Genomic DNA, 20,821 nt, shown 5'->3' on the forward strand with positions numbered 1-20,821 from the left:
GTGCCCCACCCTCGCCAGTCGCGGCCGCATCCAGCCTACCGCTTATCGGCCTGGCCGAGCCGCGTCTTGAAGCGCTCTCGAGCGCTGTGGCCGGCGGCGCTGGTGGCGGCGACGGTCGCCTGGACGCCACGACGGGTGAGCACGCGTGTGCGCGGGTGGGGCAGCACGGCCACCAGCCCTACCCCCACCAACACCATCAGCGCAACGATCACCGCCACGTAGCCGCTACGCGGGCCGACCTCGGCCATACGCCCCGGTCCAATCTGTCCGGACGCGGCCAGGCACGCCGCCAGCACACCGAAAGCGACCAGCAGCGCCGTCGTCGTCGCCACCGCCGCCGCGTGCCGCAGCGGCATCTCATGCAATTGCACCCGCTGACGCCACGTAACCGCACCGGCCCCAATCACGATGCTGAAGGGCAAGAGGGCGGCCCAGTCGCCGACGGCCGCAGTGGGCAGGCCCCCCAGTAGCGGCAGGGTGGGAACAGCACCGGCCACCACGCGTGTGGGTGAGAAGACCGAGCCGGCGCCCACCGCGAAGCCCGGTCCCACCAGCCAGGACAGCGCCCACACCAGCGCGGTGGGTAACCACCCGAGTTGCAGTAGAGCCAGTCCCGCCGTCGCTGCCAGGGAGCCTCCGGCGAGGACGTCGTGCAGGCGGGAGACTCGGTCACCCCCCGCAATCATTCCCGCGAGCGCCACCGCAGCGGCGATGACGATCAGCACCACGGCCAGTTCACGGGCCAAGCCCAGTGCCACGCCGATCCATTCCGGTGGCCGCCGGTACCTGCTCGCCACCGTCGACCAACCGCTGCTGTTCCGCTGCGCAGTCGACCAGGCGACCAAGGCGGTCAGGGCACTCACGCCGACCACGGCGATCCAGGTGCGGGAGGCGGCGGGCCTGGATGTCGCGACTATGAGCATGGCCGTCAGGGCGGAGGCGCCGACGGCGATCATCCCGGAGGCGGGCCCCTCGAGTCGGGCGCGCCGCACCGAGGAACGGGTGAGCCACAGCTGCAACAGTGTCAGTCCCGGCAACGGCATGCTGAGCATGCCGTACTCGCCGTCGACAGAACCCATGGCGCCACCGAAGCCGAGACTCCAGATGCCGGTTCCGGTCCGCACTGCCTCCCCCAGGGAAAGAGCCGCGGCGGCATCCCGGGAGGATGCGGCCAGATACAGGGCGAGGGCCGCAAGTGCCACGATCCCCCACCCGAACACCACGGATTCTGCGCCGGCCCGCAAGGCCAACGGCCAGTCGGGCGGCAGGACGCGGCGGGAGCCGTCGGCGCCCGCTTGCGTCGGGGAGGTCCGGAGCGACCGTTCCCTGTGGTCCATGCCCGCGTCTCCATCCTCTCAGGGGTCCGGTCCCGACGGCGTCGGGAGAGTCGGCACCGACACTAACGCGAGCCTGCAGGCGGACCGCGGTGGGACACGGTTACACGCCGGCGGCCCACGACCGGCACGAAGGCCTGACGCGAAGGTGTAAAGGATGCGCCGCAAACGCATCCGGGTATGAGTATGGCTGCGGCGCAGACCACACTAGAATCGGACGCAGCACCAGGTACCGGATGCCGACGGAAGGATCCACCATGTCTATCGACGCCCAGCGCGAAGAAGCGGCCGGCCAGGCCACCGGACGAACAACCGGCACTGCCCCCGAAGATGGGCCTGTCCGCATCGGAGTGCTCACCTCCGGCGGGGACGCGCAGGGCATGAATGCGGCGGTACGCGCCGTCGTCCGAACCGCACTGCGCATGGGCGCCCAACCGTATGCGGTCATGGAGGGGTGGGCCGGCGCTGTGGCCGGCGGGGACGGCGTGCGCGAACTGGGGTGGGACTCGGTCGGCTCCATCCTGCACCGTGGCGGCACGATCATCGGCACGGCACGTTCGGCGGAGTTCCGCGAGCGCGAGGGACAACTGGCGGCCTGCCGCAACCTATTGGAGCACGGTATCGACCGGCTGGTCGTGATCGGCGGGGACGGCTCCTTGACCGGCACCGACGAGTTCCGCCAGAACTGGCCGTCCTTGGTGGCCGAGTTGGTCGAACGAGGTCAGATCACCGAACAGACGGCCGCCGCGCATCCGGTACTGATGGTTGTCGGGATCGTCGGTTCCATCGACAACGACCTGGTGGGCGCGGACATGACCATCGGCGCCGACTCCGCCCTGCACCGCATCCTTGAGGCCATCGACGACATCTCCTCCACCGCGGCCTCCCATCAGCGCACCTTCATCGTGGAGGTGATGGGCCGTCACTGCGGTTACCTGGCGCTGATGGCGGCTGTGGCCGGGGGCTGCGACTACGTGCTCGTGCCCGAACTGCCGCCGGCTGACGGCTGGGAGGAGGACATGTGCCGCAAGCTGGCCAAGGGCCGGGAGGCCGGGCGGCGCGAGTCCATGGTGATCGTGGCCGAGGGGGCCACGGACCGCTCCGGCACCCCCATCACCGCAGACGACGTCAAGCGGGTCATGGCCGAGCGTCTCGGCGAGGAGGCCCGGGTGACGATCCTGGGGCACGTGCAGCGTGGTGGCAAACCGAGCGCCTACGACCGTTGGATGTCCACTCTGCTCGGCTGCACGGCGGCCCGGGAGCTGGTGCTGGCCACCCCTGATAGTGAGCCGGTGATCATTGCCGAGCGGCACAACCGTATCGAGCGTCTGCCCATGATGGAGCAGGTCCGCGCCACTCGCGCGGTCAAGGACCTGGTAGCGGCCGGCGACTACCGGGGCGCGGTGGCTGCACGCGGAGCCAGTTTCGAGCAGATGCTCGGTATCTTCGAGACCATGTCGACTCCGCCGGAGCTGGACCCGGCACCGGAGACGGCGCTGACGGCCGATGCGAGCCCTTCTCGGCGTGTGGCGATCGTCCATGCCGGCGGACTGGCGCCGGGCATGAACACGGCGGCTCGGGCCGCGGTGCGCCTGGGCCTGGATCATGGCTTCACCATGCTCGGTGTGTACGGCGGCTTCCCCGGTCTGCTGGACGGGAATGTGCGCGAGCTGTCCTGGGACGGCGTCGAGGGGTGGGTCGGAGACGGCGGCGCCGAGTTGGGCACGCGTCGGGACATCCCCACCATCGACCAGCTGTACTCCCTCGGGCGGGCCATCGAGTCCTTCCGAATCGACGCCCTACTGGTAATCGGTGGGTTCAACGCGTATCTGTCGGCGTATGAGTTGGTCACCGAGCGCGACCGGTACCCCGCATTCAAGATCCCCATGATCTGCGTGCCCGCATCCATCGACAACAACCTGCCCGGGTCAGAGCTCTCCGTCGGTGCGGATACGGCCCTGAACAGCGCGGTGGAGGCACTGGACGCCATCAAGCAATCGGCGGCCGCGTCGCGCCGCTGCTTCGTGGCCGAGGCCATGGGCCGCCGCTGCGGCTATCTGACGCTCATGAGCGGTATCGCCACCGGTGCCGAGCGGGTCTACTTGAACGAGGAGGGCCTGACGCTGAGCAAACTGGCCCAGGACTCTTCGCGCATGGTGGAGTCCTTCCGCTCGGGCCGCAAGCTGTACCTGGTCATCCGCAATGAACGGGCCAGTGAGAACTACACCCTGGACGTGCTGGCGAAGATCTTCTCCGAGGAGAGCGAGGGCCTGTATGACGTGCGTCAGGCGCAGATCGGTCATCTCCAACAGGGTGGGGACCCCACCGCCTTCGACCGCATCATGGCCACGAAGCTGGTAGCCCACGCGCTTGATCTGCTCTCCGAGCAACTGGATGCCGGCACCTACCAGTCCAGCTACGTGGGGCTCGTGGGGGGACGGATCACCCATCACCGACTCGAGCGCATGGATGAGGAACTCGACCTGACGGCGCGCCGGCCGCTGCACCAGTGGTGGATGGGGCTGCGCGAGGCCATTGGCCTGGTCAATAAGGACCTCGGGATCATTGCCGCCGAGGACGTCCCCGACTTCGGTTACACGGTTTCCCAGGCCGCGTCCGCCGGGCGGGATGACTGAGGGGGCACGGACCGGCAAGACCGTCGCGGCTCAGGCATGATGCGGGCATGGTGACAATCGCCGACGTTGCGCGGCGCGCAGGTGTCTCACCGAAGACCGTGTCCAATGTGCTCAACGGGTACCGGTATCTGCGCCCCGAAACCAAGGAGCGGGTGGAGAGGGCCATCCGGGAGCTGGGATATACGGTCAACCTCGCCGCACGCGGCCTACGCCGCGGCCGCACCGGAATGGTCACCTTGGCCATGCCCGACCTGCGCGACCCCTACCTGGCCGAACTGTCCGGACAGATCATTCACGCCGCCGAGCGTGAGGGGGGCCGCGTCTTGGTGACGCAGACGGATGGCCGGCGCGAGCGCGAACTCGAAGTGCTTCACGGCGCGAATCGGCATTTCACGGATGGCACGATCCTCAGTCCTCAGGCCCTAGGGCCGCAGGACATGGGCCAGTACGAGGTCGACTTCCCACTGGTGTTGTTGGGCGAGCGCGTGGATCCACCGGACATCGACCGGGTCACCCTGCCGAACGCGGCCGCCGCATATGCACTGACCGCCTATGTGCTCGGCCTGGGCTGCCGCCGGGTGGTGCTGTTGGGCTGCGCACCGGGCACCGACCACGGTTCGGCGCCTCTACGCGAACAGGGTTTCCGGGCGGCCCATGCGGACATGGGTGTGGAGATCGATGAGAACCTGCTGCTTACGGAGTCGACCTGGCGCCTGCCTCAGGGCACTCAGAGGATGAATGCACTCATCGACTCCGGTGCTGCGTTCGACGCCGTGGTGGCGATGAACGACGCCCTGGCCATCGGCGCCCTGCACAGTTTTCGTGCCCATGACATTCCCGTGCCCGGCGCAGTGAAGGTGGTGGGCATTGACAACATTGAGGATGCGTCGTTCACCAGCCCGACTCTGACCTCCCTGTCCGTGGACCACGGCGAGTTCGCGCGTGAGGCCGTCCGACTACTGCTGACGCGGATCGACGAGCACCACCGTGATCCCGACCTGCCGCGCATGCCGAGAGAGCTGATCCGACCCGCCTTCCGCATTGAGGTGCGCCAGTCCACCGGAGGAGTCCCGGTGGACGACGCCGTCGCCATCGGATCAGGAGACGACCGTTACGGGGCTGGTGGTCAGTCGACAGTCAGATGACTTCGAGCTGAGTAAGCCTCGCCCCGTTCGGGAAGAGCCATCTGATCGCCTCAATGCACGGTTCCGCTCCAGGCGGCGCAGGCAGGGCGATCACCCGAGTCTCCTCCGGGAACCGGAACCTCACCCGACGTTCGGCGGCCCGGCACCAGACACCGTCCGCGCAGACCGCGACCGCCACGTCAAGGGAACCGGTTCCGGTGAGGGTGAACACCCGCGCCGGCTCGGGGCGGTCCAATTCGAGTTCCAGCCGGGTGTTGGGCGGCAGCACGACCTCGGTGGTGGCGGCGTCGTCGACCAGGGCGGCGGCACTCTGCAGGGACGAATGCAGGTTCCCCGAGCGGGTCTTGTCCCGCCGATACTCCCCCGCACTCACCGAGGCGAGACGGGCGCCCGTTCCCCAGCCGTGCGGCCTGGTGTCAACGCGTACCCTCAGGTGTGTATCGCCGTGCAGGGCGGTAGCCCTCAGAACCGGGGCGAGCAGCGCACACCCGTTGACCTCTACGTCCGCTATGTACTTGCCACTACCCTCCCGAGTTACGGACAACACGGTCCCGTCGCTGCGCGTCCAGCGCACCGAGGGCAGCTGCGGCACCGTGACCACGAATTCGCCCGAGCCCACATCGAGCGGATACAGACCCATCGCAACGAATAGCCACCAGGCACTGAATTCACCGTTGTCCTCGTCCCCCGGCCACCCCTGACCGATGCGTCCGCCATTGAAATACCGGCCGAAGGCGTCGTGCAGAACCTCGGCTGCCCGGTCGGGCCGATCGGAATGCAGGTACATGAAGGGCACGTGGTGGGCGGGCTGGTTCGAGACCGCGAACTGTCCCATGCCGAGCGCCCGGGCCTCAGTCATCTCGTGGAGGATGTGCCCGTAGGTCCCGCGTTGGGACGCCACCGCCTTCTCCGGATCCTGGAAGTAGGCGTCGAGCCTTCTGCCCAGTGCTGCGGGCCCACCCAGTGCATCAGCCAGCCAGGCGGCGTCGTGAACCGGGGAGAAGGCCATCCCCCAACCGTTCGTCTCGGTATAGCCCCCACCCCATTCCCGCGGGTTGAAATCCGCGGGAGCCACCTTCCACATACCATCATCACGGCGTTCTCGTATGAAACCGCAATCGGGATCGAAGAGGCAGCGCCAGCGCAGTGAACGGTTGGTGAAATAGAACGCCTCCGCAAGCAGGTCTGATCGTGCTTCCCCATTGGCACGGTGGGCGAGTCGACCCGCCCACCGCCCGATCGCAGCATCGTCAATCGCATTCTGGACTGTCCAGCTAAGCGCCTCCGGAATGGAGGAGTCCACCCAGTCGCAGAATCGCGCAGCTCGGTTGCCGACTCGGCCGACCTCGGTTTGGGCGGGCGGCGTCATCGCGTTGCGCAGGGCGGACAGATAGGCCGTATCCTGATCGAAGTCGATACCGTGCACGGCGGCGTCGGCGAAAATCACATCGGAGTCCGTGCCCACCATGCAGTCGATGTATCCGGGGGCCGTCCACCTGCCCATCCAACCGCCGTCGCGGAAGGTCTGCAGCAATCCGTTGAGCAGCACCCCGGCGCGATCCGGCATGAGCAGGTGGTATGCGGGCCAACAGGTCCGGTAGGTGTCCCAGTACCCGTTGTTGACATACAGCTCACCGGGCAGGATCCGGCAACCGGTTACCGTGTCGGTGTGTTCCCGGTCGAGCGGTAGAGCGGCTGCCGCATGCACCATGCGGGGTGTGTCCGGGCCTCCGGCATTCTCATGGGCGATATTGGGATAGCACAGAAGTCGATACAGGCCGGTGTAAGCCGCCTCACGCTGTTCCGCGGTAGCGCCACTCAGCTCGAGGGCGGCTAGCGGCGCACTCCAGGCGTCGTGCGCCGCCTGCCGCAGCTCCTCGAAAGTGCCTTGCGATTCGAGGCTGAGGTTTTGCCAGGCCTGTTCCACGGAGATGAACGAGGTGGCCAGGCGTACCTCGTGTGTGCCCGCGGAAAGGGGGATGTGCGCTGCCTGGCTACGCACACTCCCGGCATCCTCATACGCCGTATCAATGCGGGTGCCGCTGCGAATCTCGCCGACGAAGAACACCCGCGGCGGGCTGGGGCGGGAGGGACGGACCGTGTTCCCGGGAGCCCATCCGTGCAGCGACACTCCGGTGTCGGTTACCCGGGCGTACAGGTGTCCGGCGAAGGGTTGATCGATGGTGACGCCCCCTGCGCGCGGTAAGTGGATGCGCACCGCCGCCGTGCGCGCCGTAGCGGTCAGCTCCAACTCGATGCCGCCTTCCAGGCGCACCCGGTAATAGTCGGGTTGCGCGACTTCATCGTCATGACTGAATCGCCGGGATCTGCGTCGCGGTTCCAGAACGGGGGCATCCAGGTAGGGCATGACCTGCATGGATCCCCGGTCGCCTATCCAAGGGCTGGGCTGATGGCTGAGTGCCACCGCCTCCAGGCGGGGAGCCGGGTCGCCGTGCCACCGATAGAGCCAGCGGCGGGTGCGGGCATTGGTTACCGGGGTTATGAAGTTCATGCCGTGTGGCAGACAGACCGCGGGCAAGGTGCTGCCCCGCGAGAAGCCCCGCCCGCTGTGGGTTCCGCGGGTCGTACGCACGCAGGCGACCACATCTGCACCGTCTTGAGCGTTCTTACCGGGATCCTCCGCCATGACACGCGCCTGAATCCAGCCGGATCCGTAGTCGGTGTGGGCAATGAGCCGCACGGCGGCGAGCGAAGTCCCGGACGGCAGGGCGTCCAGCGGTATCCGCCAGAGGTTCCACTGCTCGGGGAGCAACGTGGTGGCCGCTAGGTGGGCGGGCCGGCTCTGCGGTGTGGTGGTCAGGTCGCGGCCGTCGTCGTCATGCAGGTGCAGTAAGCCGCCCTGCTCGTCCTCCACTCCTAGGCCCAGCATTGTGGAGGCACGGTCGGGCGCTCCGTTCCGCTGTAACAGCAACTGGGGAAACAAGGCGATTTCAAGCGTCTCCCCCGCCATCGCGGGGCGGTCGGGGAGGCCGATATCGGCCCGGCCGCGGGCCAGGACCGTATACGTACTGACCTCTCCTTCGAATAGGCCGCAACGCGGGGTCGAACTCGGCGGAGCCCCCGGACCGCACGAGGCCGCGAAGCGGATGGTCCGGGGTGACGTTGACAGCGGCATCACTAAGTCTCTTTCCATTCAAGGAGCAGGCATGTAAACTCATAGTACATCGTGGTACTACAACGCTGCACTACCGCGATGCACGAGGTGCACTGCTGCGCCGTCGTTAGAGTTGCAAAGGAGCCTTCAATGTCGACAAAACTCTTCCGGCCATCGCGCCGCGCCCTGCTCGCCTACAGCGGCCTAGCCACCGCCTCGGGCATGCTCACGGCCTGCGGATCCTCAGGCTCGGGACCGTCCGGCAGTGCTTCCGACGCCAACAGCATCGAGATGTGGGCACGCGGCGGTGCCACCACCGCCGACGCCTATGCGGAGATCATCCCCACACTCGAGCAGGCGACCGGCATCACTGTCAGCTTCTCCACGGTCGACAACTTCGGACAGGAGCTGCAGAGCCGGGCCCAGTCCAAGCATCTGCCGGACCTGTGGATCAATGACGACGTCCTACTGGGCACCTACCAGCGCCAGGGCCTCTTGCGCGAGGTCGTTCGCGACGATTACGCCGAAGCATCCGCCATCGACGACGCCCGCTGGGCCGAGACTCAGATCGACGGCGGAGTATACGCCGTGCCCTACTCCCGGCAGACGATGGTCGACTGCTTCCGCTCCGACTGGTTGGAGAAACTGGGCCTGTCGGTCCCGACTACCTGGGAGGAATACGTCGCCTTCCTTGACGCCGTCGCCGCGCAGGATCCCGACGGCGACGGCAGCGCGAACACCTACGGCACCAATGTGGCCGGAACCGCCAAGAACGGATATCTCGCCCGCTGGGCGATGAGCTACATCTGGCAGGGCGGCGGCTCATTGTGGACGGATAACGGCAACGGCACCTTCTCGGTGGACACGACGTCCGCGGCGACGGTAGCGGCCGTGCAATGGATTCAGGACCTGTTCGCCGTCGGCGGGCGCGTTCAGCCCGGAGCACTAACCGCAGACACCTCCGTATCCACTCCCTTCTTCGCAGAAGGAAAGGTGGGGCACACGCTGACCGGCCCATACCAGTTCTCCGCCATGGACGAGGCCCCCGGAAAGGACCTCTACGTGGTCTCGTCGGCGCCCACCGGCCCGCACGGCGGCACGGTCCTGGCCGAAGGCGAGAACATCTATGTCTCGGCCGGCACCGAGAAGCTGGACGCCGTCAACAAGGTCATCTCCTGGTTCATTTCCGAGGAGGGGCAGACCACCTGCATGACCAACAGCAAGCAGCCGGTCGTGAGGGTTCCGGTCCGTTCCGACATGGATGCGGCCACGATCTACGAGGATGATCGCTGGGGTGTTGTCCAGGACAGCCTCGCCGACTCCTCCCAGGTGTTCCCCGCTGTCGCGGACGCATCGGCCATCAAACAGGTCATCGCCGAATCACTCAACACCATCGTCTCAAGTCCGGAACAGGACCCGACGCCCGAGCTCGAGAATCTCAAGACCGAGCTGGAAGACGTCTTCGACGAACTGGGGCTGTTGTGACCAATTCACGCAACGCTGGGCCGCGCGTGCGAAAGAAGCTGCCTTTTCCGCGGGCCACTACCGTCACCATGTGGCTGCTGCTGGTACCGGCACTGCTGCTGGCAGTCATGTTCAAGTTCATCCCGCTGGCGGAGGGCATCTACTACAGCTTTCACAAGGTGACCCCATACCTCGGCAACACCTGGGTAGGTCTGGACAACTACGCCAAGGTGCTCACCTCTTCCGGATTCACCGCCGCCCTGGGCCACACCGTCATTCTCGCCTGCGTACAGACCGCAGGAAGCGTCATCGGCGGCCTGCTACTCGCACTCGTTCTGGAGGGCTCGGGTATCGGATTGTGGCTCACGCGAACCGTCGTGGTCCTGCCCGTAGTCACCGCCACGGCGGTTATCGGCGAGATCTGGCGCATCATCTACTTCCCGGATGCCGGCGGTTTTCTCAACACCATTCTGGGCTGGTTCCACCTCGGACCCTCCACTTTCCTGGACAGCCCGAGTACGGCGCTGATGTCGGTGGCCGCGGTGGGCATCTGGTCGGGAGCCCCGTACAACATGGTGATCTTCCTTGCTGGTCTGGCGGGTATCGACAGGAACCTCTATGAGGCCGCGGCGGTCGACGGCGCCGGGCGGTGGCGGCGCCTGTGGAGCATCGTGATCCCCAGCCTGCGCAGTTCGATGATCATCGTCCTGACGCTCGCCGCGATTCGCGCACTGGGCATCTTCACCGAGGTTTACGTGCTGACGGGCGGTGGTCCCGCAAACTCGACCACCACCTGGATGACGCAGGTGTACACACAGGGATTCGATCGCAGTGACGTGGGCGTTGCCAGTGCCGCTTCCATGCTGCTATTGGCAACGACCCTCACCCTCACGATCATCGTCCGCTGGTTGGCCGCGCGCAGGAGGGAATCATGAACGGCATGGGCAGGCTCGCCCCGAGCCGCTTCGACTCGGCACTCGGATGGACCGGGGCGGCGAGCTCCAGGCTGATCAGGCTGGTGATCGCCGCGGTGCTGTTGGCCGTCTTCGGCGTCCCGTTCCTCACGGTCATATCCAGTGCCTTCAGCCATACCTCCGACCCGACCCAGCTGGCTGTGCTGCCGACAGACCCGACGCTGGACAACTTCCGTGCAGCAGGCGAGTGGAATCTATTCACTTATCTGCGCAACTCCTTGGTCATCGCCGGCGGTGGACTGCTGCTGCAGATGACGGCGTCGGTACTCGCCGGATACGCCCTATCACGACGCAAGTTCCGTGGGCAGGCATTGGTGATGCTGCTGTTCCTCATGACCATGATGCTGCCGGAGGAGGTGATCGCGGTTCCGCTGTCCATAGTCTTGGGCGATCTGCCGTTGCTGGGGATCAATCTTAAGGGCACGGTCTTCGCAATCATCCTCCCTGTGGGCATCTGGGGTTTCTCGATCATGGTGATGACCGAGTTCATGCGGGACATCCCCGAGGAGATCTGCGAGGCGGCCAGACTCGACGGCCTCGGTGAGATCGGCGTGCTGGGCAGGATCGTTCTGCCGATGTGCAAGCCCGCCCTGGGCGTCATCACCATCTTCGGTTTCATTATGATCTGGAACCAGTACCTGCTCCCGTTGATCGCCTCGAACGGCCCGGGCTCGTACACCATTACCGTTGCCATCGCACTGCTGCGGGACGATCCATCGGGGTCCACGGGTCTGCTCGCGGCGGGCTCCGTGCTGGCGCTGGTGCCGAGCCTGATCGTCTACCTACTGCTGCAAAGCTCTCTGGTACGGGGAATCACCGCGGGGGCCGGCAAGTGACTCACCCGGAACCTCCACGCAGCGCACCGGGTTCACCGTGGTGCTCCTGACATCGCGACGCCGAGTCGGCAGCTGTCAATGACCATATTTCGCGGCCCGGGCGGCTGTCACTGAACCGATAGGCTCGTCCGGTGGTCTCCGCTTCACCTTCCATCCCAGCCAGATCATCCCTGCGAAGATTCATGCGCCTGAGCGCCGCCGCGGTCCTGGCGGGGATCGCCGCGGGGCTGATCGGCATGGTAATGGCCCTTCTACTGGAGGTTTTCGAGTGGCTCTTCTACGGCGTGGCCTCCGGGACGCTGCCGCAGCGGGTGCAGGCGGCCGCACCCTGGCGCCGGGTGCTCGCCCCGGCCGTGGGCGGGCTGCTGGCGGGCGGCCTGTGGTGGTGGGAGCGGCGCACCGGCGGTGTCACCGGAGTGGAGGCGGCGGTCAGGGATGTTTCTGGCTGCACCAGCCGCCGTATGGGTCTGCTGCGTCCCTTCGCCGATGGCGTGCTTCAGGTGCTTACGGTGGGCGCCGGCAACTCGGTGGGCCGTGAGGGCGCGCCCCGGCTCATGGCCGGAGCCGTCGCCGCCCGGATCTCCTACTGGTTCCACCTGGAGCCGCGCACAGCCCGCACCCTGATCGCCGCTGCGGCCGGAGCGGGCCTGGCGGCCATGTACAACGCGCCCCTGGGCGGGGCCGCCTTCGCCGTCGAGATCACCATGCTCGCCGGCATGCGACGCCGCGGCGTGTGGCTGGCCGTGCCCGTGAGCCTGGTCGCCACGGTCACCTCCTGGCTGCAATCGGGCGGAAAACCCACCTTCGCGGTGTACATCGACGCACCTGACGTTGCCACGCTGGTGGTCGCACTGCCGGTGGCGGGCGCCGCCGCGCTATTGGGCGTAAGCGCCCGTACGCTGTGGAGACGGCTGGCAGACCACCGACTGCCGGACACATGGGCGCTGCCTCTCGGCATCGGTACTGCGGGCCTGCTCACTGGTACAGCATCCCTGTGGCTGCCGGTGCTGCCGGGCAACGGCAGCGACGCCCTGGAGGCGGCGCTTCTGGCTCCGGTGAGCCTCGCCGCACTGGCGACGCTGGCCGGCGTCGTCGCGCTCAAGCCGCTGCTGACGGGCCTGACGCTGGGCGCCGGCGCCACCGGCGGGCTGCTGGCTCCGTCCTTCGCGCTGGGTGGCAGCGCGGGCGCGGCCATCGCGGTCGCCGCGAACCTGGCCGGCTGGCAGGCAAGTATCCCGGTCCTGGCACTCGTGGGCGGCGGCACCGTACTGTCGCTCACGCAACGAGCACCCGTGTTCGGCACGGTGTTCGTGTGGGAGCTCGCCCGCGGGCCGCTGTGGGTGCTGGCCCTGATGGCGGCGGTCTCCGTATGCTGCTGGTGGCTGACGTCGCCTCTGGGCCCGGGCAGGCGCATTCGCCCTCGACGCCGGGGAGGCCCAGCAAACTCCTGAACCGAGAGTCCTCACCATGTCCACTCGCCCGCAAGCCACCATTCTCCTACTTACCCTGCTCATTGCCGCCCCCGTGACGGCCATCCTCTTGGCGCTGAGCGGAGGCCCGTGGCGGTTGCTGCTCCTGGCCTTCTACCTGTGTGCACTGTGCTACTGGCGTCTGGCGGAGCAGCGACCGTGGCGCGATCTCATGTACTCGGAAGAGAGATCGAGAACGTGGGCCCTGCTCGCGGTCGGCGCCGCCGCACCGGTCATTGGTGGGCTCCTCCTGCGCGCGCAGGAGGAGCCCGGCTATATGAAAGCCGTCACCGCTGCCACACCGGCCCAGCTATTGAGCGCCGTCGGCATGGCGGTGCTTGTCGGCTGCTGCCTGAATGCGATTCCCGAGGAGGTTGCCCTGCGCCGCGTCCTTCTGGACTCGCTACTCCGGCGCTGGGGCGCGCCATTTGCCGTATCCGCCACCGCCCTGGCCTTCGTGGCCTGGCACCTGCCCACCTGGCTGGATTCCGGGCTGACCGCATCGGCATACGCGGTCGAGGTTCCTGACAAGCTGGTCTTCGGTCTGGTAGCCGGCTGGTCGGTGGTACGACTGCGGTCCTTGCTCTTCGCCCTGGGTATGCACATGGGCTCGAATGTGGTCGGAGTGTTCCTCGACGCACTGGCTCCGCGGGAAGAGTCCTGGGCCGCGCCCGATGCGCCCACCGTGCTCATCACCTCCGCCCAGCTGGCCGCGGCCGCACTGCTCGTGTGGTGGCTGAGTCGGACGCCGATCCCCGCCCACGGGAACGCTCCGTAAGCGGGTTCACTGTCCGGATTCGGGACAAACGCCGCCGGTGAGACCCGGACCGAATCCAGAAACCGCATGATTCCAACGATCCCGAGACCGGAGATCGGCAAGACTGGATCGTTTGTCCCGGATTCGGACAGTTCTCAGATCCGACGGCGCAGAATCACGGAGTCCCAGCCGTCCAGGTCGGGCACGCCCAGGGCCGCATCGACCGGCAGGGAGGCCATGAGGACCCGCTCGGCATCCTCCCACTCCCCCAGGTCCAGGCCCTCGGCCGCCAGTCGACCACGCAGGGCGGAACCGGGCCCGGTCTTCAGGCCGGCACGCGTGCACGAGGCGATCAGCAGGATCTGCTCGCGTTCGCCGTCGGCCCCCACGTGCTCGCGCAACAACGTCCACGAGTCGGCGGCGTCGGCATCCAGGAGCCGGAAGGTACCCAGGGCGACCGCGTCGTCATGGTGGCGCAGGGCGATCAGCGCCCGGTAGTGCTCGAAGACGCTTCCGGGCACATCCACCTGGGCGGAGGCATTGATCTCCGCATAGTTGGGGGCGACGTCGATCCACGGGGTACCGGTCGTAAAGCCGGCGCCCGCGCCGGCGTCCCACTGCACCGGGGTGCGGGCGTTGTCGCGCGAGTTGACGGCCAGGCCGGCCAGCAGGGCGGTAGGGTCATCACCGACGCCAGTGCGCTCGTGGAAGTAGTTGATGGACTCCAGGTCCCGGTAGGAGTCGATGCCGTGGAAGACGGTGTTGGTCTGGCCGAACTCCTCCCCCTGGTAGACGTATGGCGTACCGCGGTGCAGGTGGAGGATGGAGGCGAGGGTCTTGGCACTGAGCTCCCGCCAGGCGGGGTCGTCGTCGCCGAAGCGGGACACGGCTCGCGGCTGGTCGTGGTTGTCCCAGTAGTTGGAGTTCCAGCCGCGCTCGCCGGTGACGCGACCATCGGCGTCGACGTCGGGGGCGAGGGCGGACTGCCAGCCGGCCAGGTTGTGCTTAAGGGCTACCAGGTCCAGCGGCTGCGGGTCGAACTTGCCTCCGGGACCGTCGGTCAGGCCCACGTGCTCGAACTGGAAGACCATGTCCACCTCGGCGCGGGCAGGATCGGTGTAGCGGGAGGCCTCGGCAGTGGTAACACCGGGGGTCTCGCCTACAGTGATGATGTGGCGGGAGCGGGGTGCGAAGACCTCCTGGTTCATCTCGTGCAGGAACTCGTGCACGCGCGGCCCATTGGCGACCAGTGCCGCGCCGTCACCGTACAGGGCGCCGTCCGCACGCGGGCCGTCGGCGAGCGGGTAGGTCTTGGAGATCAGGTTGATGACATCCATGCGGAAGCCGTCCACCCCGCGGTCCAGCCAACGCCCCATCATGTCGTAGACGGCACGGCGTACCTGTGGATTCTCCCAGTTCAGGTCGGGTTGCTTGGTGGAGAACAGGTGCAGGTAGAACTCCTCCGTGGCCTCGTCCCACTGCCAGGCGGGCCCGGAGAAGAATGACCCCCAGTTGGTGGGTTCGGTGCCAGGCGCCCCGGGCTCCAGGCCGGGGATCTCGCGGGCGGGCCGCCAGATGTACCAGTCCCGCTTGGGGTTGTCCCTGGAACTGCGCGACTGGGCGAACCAGGGGTGCTCGTCGGAGGTGTGGTTGACCACCAGGTCCATCACCAGGCGCATGCCTCGCTCATGCAGGCCGGCGATCAGGGCGTCAAGGTCCGCCAGCGAGCCGAACATCGGGTCGATGTCCTCGTAGTCGGAGATGTCATAGCCGTTGTCGTCCTGCGGGGAGCGGTAGACGGGGCTGAGCCAGACGACGTCTACACCGAGGGCGTCCAGGTGGTCCAGGCGCGAGGTTATGCCGGGGATGTCACCGTAGCCGTCGCCGTCGGTGTCCTGGAAGGAGCGCGGGTAGATCTGGTAGACGACGGCGCGCCGCCACCAGTCGGCCTCCTCGCCGACGTGATGGGCGCTGGCAACGAACGACGGCTGCGTCATGGCGAGAACCTCCCGGATTGGACAGTATCGAGGCCTGGGGGCGCGGGACGACGGTATGCGCCCAAGCACCGCCTAAACCGGCCCTATCCGTCACTGGTGCCGGTCTGGCGGTGTCGAAATGAGCCTACGTCAAAGTGGTGGAGCGGTAAACCTTCCGGTCGGGGCGAACTCGCCCCGACCGGAAGGGCGACTCACTTCTGGCTGCCGCGCATGACGCCGGAGATGACCCAGCGTTGAGCGAGGACGTAGACCAGGAACATCGGGGCGATCGCCATCAGGTAGGAGGCGAAGGAGACCGGATAGTTCGTGTTGAACTGACCCTGGAAGACGTACTGGGCCAGTGGCAGCGTGGCCTTGGACTGATCGGTGAGGATGACCAGCGGGAGCAGGAAGTCATTCCACGCCCACAGGCAGGTCAGAATCCCGACCGTGGCATTCATGGGCGACAGCAGCGGGAAGATGATCCTCCAGAAGATCGTCCAGCGGCTGGCACCGTCCATGGCCGCTGCCTCCTCCAGCTCCTCCGGGATGGACTTGATGAAGGAGGTGTACATCAGGATGTTGAAGGCCAGGCCGTAGACCACGTACAGCAGGATCAGGCCGGCCTCGTTGTCCAGGTGCAGCAGGGCGGTCTCCTTGACCACCGGCAGCATGATGATCGGGAAGGGCACGAACAGGGCCGCCACGAAGTAGTAGTACAGGCGACGGAACCAGGGGCGGTGCATGTTACGCCCCAGCGCATAGGCCACCATCGAGTTGGACAGCAGTGTGAAGACGGTGGCGCCGACGGTGATGATAGACGACGTCAACACGCGCCTGGGGTAGGAGGTCATCTCCCAGGCGGTCGCGAAGTTGTCCAGACTCCAAGAACGGGGCAACGCCCAACCGGAGGTGGCCAGCTCCTCAGGTGTTTTGAATGCGGTGACCACGGTGAAGTACAGCGGCACCAGCACGGTCAGGCTGAACACGATGGCGAGCAGCGTGGTCCACCAGTTGGTGCGGCCGAAGACTCCCTTGGAGCCGCGTCGGACCCGGTACACCTCCGGGTCCGCCTGGCCCAAGCGACTCTCAGCGGAGCCGTTGTTGGCACGTTCGACGGTTGCGGCAGTCATGGCGGATCAGACCCTTTCCTGGCTCTGGGTGAAGCGGAGCTGGGCGAAGGACAGCGCCACCACGATGAGGAAGTAGATGACGCCATTCGCCGTCTGGTAGGCGTACTCGCCGCCCTGGAAGCCGTTCTTGAAGATCAGGTAGGAGATGGACTGGGTGGCGGTGCCCGGGCCGCCGGAGGTCAGGGCGACGATCTGGTCGAAGACCCCGAGGAATCCCTTGAAGGACAGCACCATGTTGATACCCAGGTAGGGGATGATCAGCGGCAGGGTCATGGACCACAGCCGCCGCACCGGGCCGGCGCCATCGATGGCAGATGCCTCGTAGATCTCCTCGGGCACGGTCTGCAGGCCGGCCAGGTAGATGATCGTGTTGTAGGCGACCGACTGCCATACGCCGACAACAACGATGGCCAGCCAGGCCAGGTCCTCGTTGGCAAGCAGGGAGGTGCTCAACCACTCCAAGCCGAGCGCCTGACCGATCTGCGGCAGGTTGTTGGTGAACAGGTAGCTGAAGATGTAGGAGACTACCAGCACCGGCAGGATGTAGGGCACGAAGAACACCCCCCGGAAGAAGGTGCGTGCCTTCATCTTCGAGTTCAGTATGAGCGCCAGTCCCAGGGCGATGATGTTGGTCAGGATGGAGGCGACGATTGCATACTTGAAGGTGAACAGGTACGAGCCCCAGATGATGTCGTCGGTGAACAGATTCTTGTAGTTCGTGAGTCCGACGAAGTGCCAGTCTCCATATCCCTTGAAGTTGGTGAAGGTGTAGAAGACACCTGTCAGCAGCGGGATTGTGAGCAGCACGGTGAAGACGAGTGCCGCCGGGACGAGCATCCAGATGAAGGCCGGATCAACCTTCTTGGCCTTGTTGTCCGGGATTGTGCGGGGAGCGGCCTGCGGGTCAGCGACTGATACCGATGTTGCGGTTCGCGTAGTCATGGTATTCCGGTCCTCCTGCCTCAGGCCGTCTCGTTGATGCGGCGGACGACCTTGTTCCACTGTGCGTCCAGCGTGGATATGAGCTGGTTCAGGTCGCCGTTGAACAGGTACTGCTGCATATAGGCGTTCAGGGTGATCGCCGGCGGGAAGTTGTGGTCGGAGTAGGTGGCCACACGCTCGGCGTCGAAGTAGGACTGGAGCCCCTCCAGTGCGGGATCCTGGGCGGACAGCGTGGTCAGGGTCGGGTAAGCGACCTGCTCATCGCAGTAGGCGGTCATATTCGCCTCATCCATCAGGTACTGGAAGAAGCGCAGGTTTTCCTCCAGATGAGCGGGGCTCTCACCCATGGTCAGGGCCACGTCGACGCCGGAAACCACTTTGGTGTCCGCCGGATCGTCCGCGGGGGTGGCGAAGGTGCCCAGGTTGATGTCAGGGTTATAGGAGCGGATCGCGGGAATGGCGTAGGTGCCGTGCCAGTACATGGCGGCCTTGCCCTGGGCGAATCCCTGATTGCCGTCGTTGTAGCCCAGGGCGGCCTTGTCGGCGTTTCCGTACTGGACCGCCTGGTACATCTTCTCGAACACCGGGGTCAGTTCAGCGAAGGAGGTGCCGGAGTCGAGATCCCGACGTTGGTCGTACCAGGCGGCGACGCCATCGGTGAGGAAGGAGCCGGACAGCGAGGAGAAGGCGGGCGCTCCGGTCCAGTTGTCCTTTATGGCCCAGTAGAAGGGGTCGATTCCCTGGGCGGTGAGTTCGTCGCAGATCTCAATCAACTCGGCCCAGGTGGTCGGTGGCTCGAGGCCGGCGGAGTCGAAGACGTCCTTGTTGTAGATGATGCCCGAGCCGTTGTCGGCGAAGGCGACGCCGTTGGTCTGACCCTCCCCACCGGTGCCGAGCGTGTCGAGAATGGAGGCGATGGACGGGTTGACGCCGTCGAGCAGGTCGGTGCGGTTGAAGTCGTAGAAGATGCCGGTATCGGCCAGCGCCCCGTAGTTGTAGTCGCCGTTGATGGTGATCAGGTCCGGGGTGTCGCCCTTGACTAGGCGGGCGCGCAGCGAGGTGATGTTGTCGGCCTGGAAGTTCTGGGTGACGACTATGTCCGGGTTGGCGGCATTGAAGTCCTCACAGATCTGGTCGAACAGGGTGATGGCCTCGCTCTTGAACTGGAACAGCTCCAGGTGAACCTTGCCGTCTCCGGACGAGCAGCCGGCAAGGGTTCCGCCCGTGGCCGCGAGCGCCGCCGCCGTCGCCGTGCCGGCGAGGAAGGAGCGCCTGCTCAGTGCTCTCATGGGTACCTCCGTGCATCCTTGCTGAGGTTGGGGTGGAAGTGCCGCCGGTCGGCGGCAACACAGATTATTCTGTATCAGAATAAACCCTGGCGCAAGCCCGCCGTCCGCGAGTATCGACTCCGGGTCGGGCATGATGTACCCATGACCGACTCGGACGCCCCGGCCGGGATCGAATCACTCGAATCACCGTGGGCCGACCTCAGCGACACGCAGCGGGAGATCGTACTCGCCCTGCTGCGCCACGGGAGACTGTTGCGCCCGGACATTATGCGTATCGTCGGTATTTCCCCGGGGTCTGTCACGCGGCTGACGACGCCGCTGGTGGAGGCGGGCCTGCTCACCGTGCACACCCAGCAGGTCGCCGACACCGGCAGACCGCAGTCACCACTGGAGGTGCGCGCAGACGCCGAATCCATCGTCGGAGTGACCCTGTCCACCAACCTCCTTACAGCAGTCCTGACCGATCTTCGCCTGGGCGTGCTCGCCACAGCACGGCGTCAACTCCCGAGTCACTCACCCGCCGAGATCATCGGCGAACTTACGGCCACCCTGACCGAGTTGGCCGCCACCACACCGGACGCGCCGGCGCCATCCTGCCTGGGCGTGAGCCTCGGAGGCACGGCACGCGATGGGCGCATTGTCGACGAGGCGGTCTTCTACGGCTGGCGCCGGATACCGCTGGCGGACTTCATTGAGGCCCGTCTGGGCACACCCACCATCGTCGGCAATGACCTGACGGCGCTGACCCTGCGGGAAGCCTGGTTCGGAGTCGGGCGAGATCGCAGCCGCTTCAGCCTGCTCACGGTGGGTGCCGGTGTCGGCCATGGACTGGTCGTAGACCGGCAGGTCGTGACCAACGCCGACGCCGAGATGGGTCTGCTGGGCACGGTGCCAGTGCCCGACGGCGGTCGTCCGGCCAGCGCCGCCGCGGCGATGGAATGCCTGACCAATGAGGCGATCGAGCGCAGCTGGGTGCAGCGCGGCCACGACTGGCTGGCGGCAGCGGACGTCGTCGAGCTGGCGGCAGCGGGTGACGCCGACGCCGTCGCCCTATGCGCTTCCTACGCGCGCAGGTTGGGGCGCTTGCTGGGCATGGTTGCGGCGTTCACCCTGCCCGAGGTCGTGGTGGTTGCGGGAGAGCGTGCCGCCATCGCCACCCTCTTCGAGGACGAGGTGCAGCAGGGCGTCGCAGCGGTACGCCGCGCCAGCGCGACTCCGCTCGATGTGGTAGTGCGCGAGCACGACCGGGCCGAATGGGCCACCGGCGCCGCCACCCTGGCGTTGCGCGCCCGCGTGCTGGGCACGCTTTGACATTGCGCAGCACCATCGCATCTTCCCGGTTCTTCGTGTTTGGGGGTGTGGGTGGTTCGGGTTGGGGCTGTGATGTGGGTGGTCGTGTTCGGGTGTGGGGTCGTTTTCGGGCTGGCGAGGACGTTTTGGCTGGTCAGAGGACGTTGTCTGGCTGGCGGGGATGCCCTTGGGGCGGTGTCGGGGTGGGTGGTTCGTGTGTTTGGGTGGCGGTTCGTCGGGTAGCTCCAATGACTCGCCACTTCCGGCTGCGTGCGTCTGCCCCGCGAACCGTTGCGAGAGGTGGTGAACCGTCGACCGCGGCGCACGAACCGCCGGGCTGGACGGGCGGACGTTGACCTGAACGCAGGGGCCGGCGTGCCTGGCCCGTCGTGGTTCAGTGCGCACGCCCCAGCTCCCGTCCATCGCACCGCCTACAGCGCCGCCGGGACACACGCGCCCAC

The 20,821-nt window shown here is 66.5% G+C and carries 14 protein-coding genes; 8 read left to right on the top strand and 6 right to left on the bottom strand.

Annotated features, from left to right (window positions below; translation table 11 throughout):
- Window positions 1-35: 35 nt before the first annotated feature.
- Complete coding sequence (locus tag Q4A20_RS03965) at window positions 36-1,337, bottom strand: DUF6350 family protein (RefSeq protein WP_303120562.1); 1,302 nt, start codon at window positions 1,335-1,337, stop codon at window positions 36-38.
- Between the two features lie 254 nt (window positions 1,338-1,591).
- On the opposite strand from Q4A20_RS03965, the gene Q4A20_RS03970 reads away from it, so the two are divergent.
- Together Q4A20_RS03970 and Q4A20_RS03975 are read left to right on the top strand one after the other, a co-directional pair.
- Entirely contained in the window at window positions 1,592-3,970 is a 2,379-nt protein-coding gene (locus Q4A20_RS03970) for a 6-phosphofructokinase (RefSeq protein WP_303120565.1), read from the top strand.
- 47 nt (window positions 3,971-4,017) lie between these two features.
- A complete protein-coding gene (locus Q4A20_RS03975; protein ID WP_303120567.1) occupies window positions 4,018-5,115 on the top strand; it encodes a LacI family DNA-binding transcriptional regulator in 1,098 nt (365 codons plus the stop codon).
- On the opposite strand, the gene Q4A20_RS03980 is transcribed toward Q4A20_RS03975, so the two are convergent.
- Window positions 5,108-8,005: a GH92 family glycosyl hydrolase gene (locus Q4A20_RS03980; protein WP_303120570.1), complete on the bottom strand. Its 2,898-nt coding sequence runs from the start codon at window positions 8,003-8,005 to the stop codon at window positions 5,108-5,110. The genes Q4A20_RS03975 and Q4A20_RS03980 overlap by 8 nt on opposite strands.
- A gap of 375 nt (window positions 8,006-8,380) precedes the next feature.
- Here Q4A20_RS03980 and Q4A20_RS03985 point away from each other — a divergent pair, with 375 nt between their 5' ends.
- The 5 genes from Q4A20_RS03985 (at window position 8,381) to Q4A20_RS04005 (ending at window position 13,751) form a co-directional block, all read left to right on the top strand.
- Window positions 8,381-9,715: an ABC transporter substrate-binding protein gene (locus Q4A20_RS03985; RefSeq protein ID WP_303120572.1), complete on the top strand. Its 1,335-nt coding sequence runs from the start codon at window positions 8,381-8,383 to the stop codon at window positions 9,713-9,715.
- Between the two features lie 26 nt (window positions 9,716-9,741).
- Window positions 9,742-10,629 carry a carbohydrate ABC transporter permease gene (locus Q4A20_RS03990; protein ID WP_303120575.1) on the top strand — a complete coding sequence of 296 codons (888 nt, stop codon included), beginning with the start codon at window positions 9,742-9,744 and terminating at the stop codon, window positions 10,627-10,629.
- Window positions 10,626-11,504, top strand: coding sequence for a carbohydrate ABC transporter permease (locus Q4A20_RS03995; RefSeq protein WP_303120578.1), 879 nt, complete (start codon window positions 10,626-10,628; stop codon window positions 11,502-11,504). The genes Q4A20_RS03990 and Q4A20_RS03995 overlap by 4 nt, the downstream gene beginning before the upstream one ends.
- Before the next feature lie 182 nt (window positions 11,505-11,686).
- A complete protein-coding gene (locus Q4A20_RS04000) occupies window positions 11,687-12,955 on the top strand; it encodes a chloride channel protein (protein ID WP_303120580.1) in 1,269 nt (422 codons plus the stop codon).
- Window positions 12,956-12,971: 16 nt separating this feature from the next.
- Window positions 12,972-13,751, top strand: coding sequence for a CPBP family intramembrane glutamic endopeptidase (locus Q4A20_RS04005; RefSeq protein WP_303120583.1), 780 nt, complete (start codon window positions 12,972-12,974; stop codon window positions 13,749-13,751).
- Between the two features lie 134 nt (window positions 13,752-13,885).
- Here Q4A20_RS04005 and Q4A20_RS04010 read toward each other — a convergent pair whose 3' ends face one another.
- From Q4A20_RS04010 to Q4A20_RS04025, 4 genes are all read right to left on the bottom strand, one after another.
- Window positions 13,886-15,727 (bottom strand): alpha-glucosidase, encoded by a 1,842-nt coding sequence (locus tag Q4A20_RS04010; RefSeq protein WP_303120586.1) that lies wholly within the window; start codon window positions 15,725-15,727, stop codon window positions 13,886-13,888.
- A gap of 191 nt (window positions 15,728-15,918) precedes the next feature.
- A complete protein-coding gene (locus tag Q4A20_RS04015; RefSeq protein ID WP_303120589.1) occupies window positions 15,919-16,839 on the bottom strand; it encodes a carbohydrate ABC transporter permease in 921 nt (306 codons plus the stop codon).
- Window positions 16,840-16,845: 6 nt separating this feature from the next.
- On the bottom strand, window positions 16,846-17,781 hold the full coding sequence (locus tag Q4A20_RS04020) for a carbohydrate ABC transporter permease (RefSeq protein WP_303120592.1): 936 nt from the start codon (window positions 17,779-17,781) through the stop codon (window positions 16,846-16,848).
- 20 nt (window positions 17,782-17,801) lie between these two features.
- Entirely contained in the window at window positions 17,802-19,070 is a 1,269-nt protein-coding gene (locus Q4A20_RS04025) for an ABC transporter substrate-binding protein (RefSeq protein WP_303120595.1), read from the bottom strand.
- A gap of 141 nt (window positions 19,071-19,211) precedes the next feature.
- On the opposite strand from Q4A20_RS04025, the gene Q4A20_RS04030 reads away from it, so the two are divergent.
- Window positions 19,212-20,381 (top strand): ROK family transcriptional regulator, encoded by a 1,170-nt coding sequence (locus Q4A20_RS04030; RefSeq protein WP_303120597.1) that lies wholly within the window; start codon window positions 19,212-19,214, stop codon window positions 20,379-20,381.
- Window positions 20,382-20,821: the final 440 nt, after the last annotated feature.

The organism is Actinomyces sp. (assembly GCF_030530635.1).
Classification (GTDB): Bacteria; Actinomycetota; Actinomycetes; order Actinomycetales; family Actinomycetaceae; genus Actinomyces.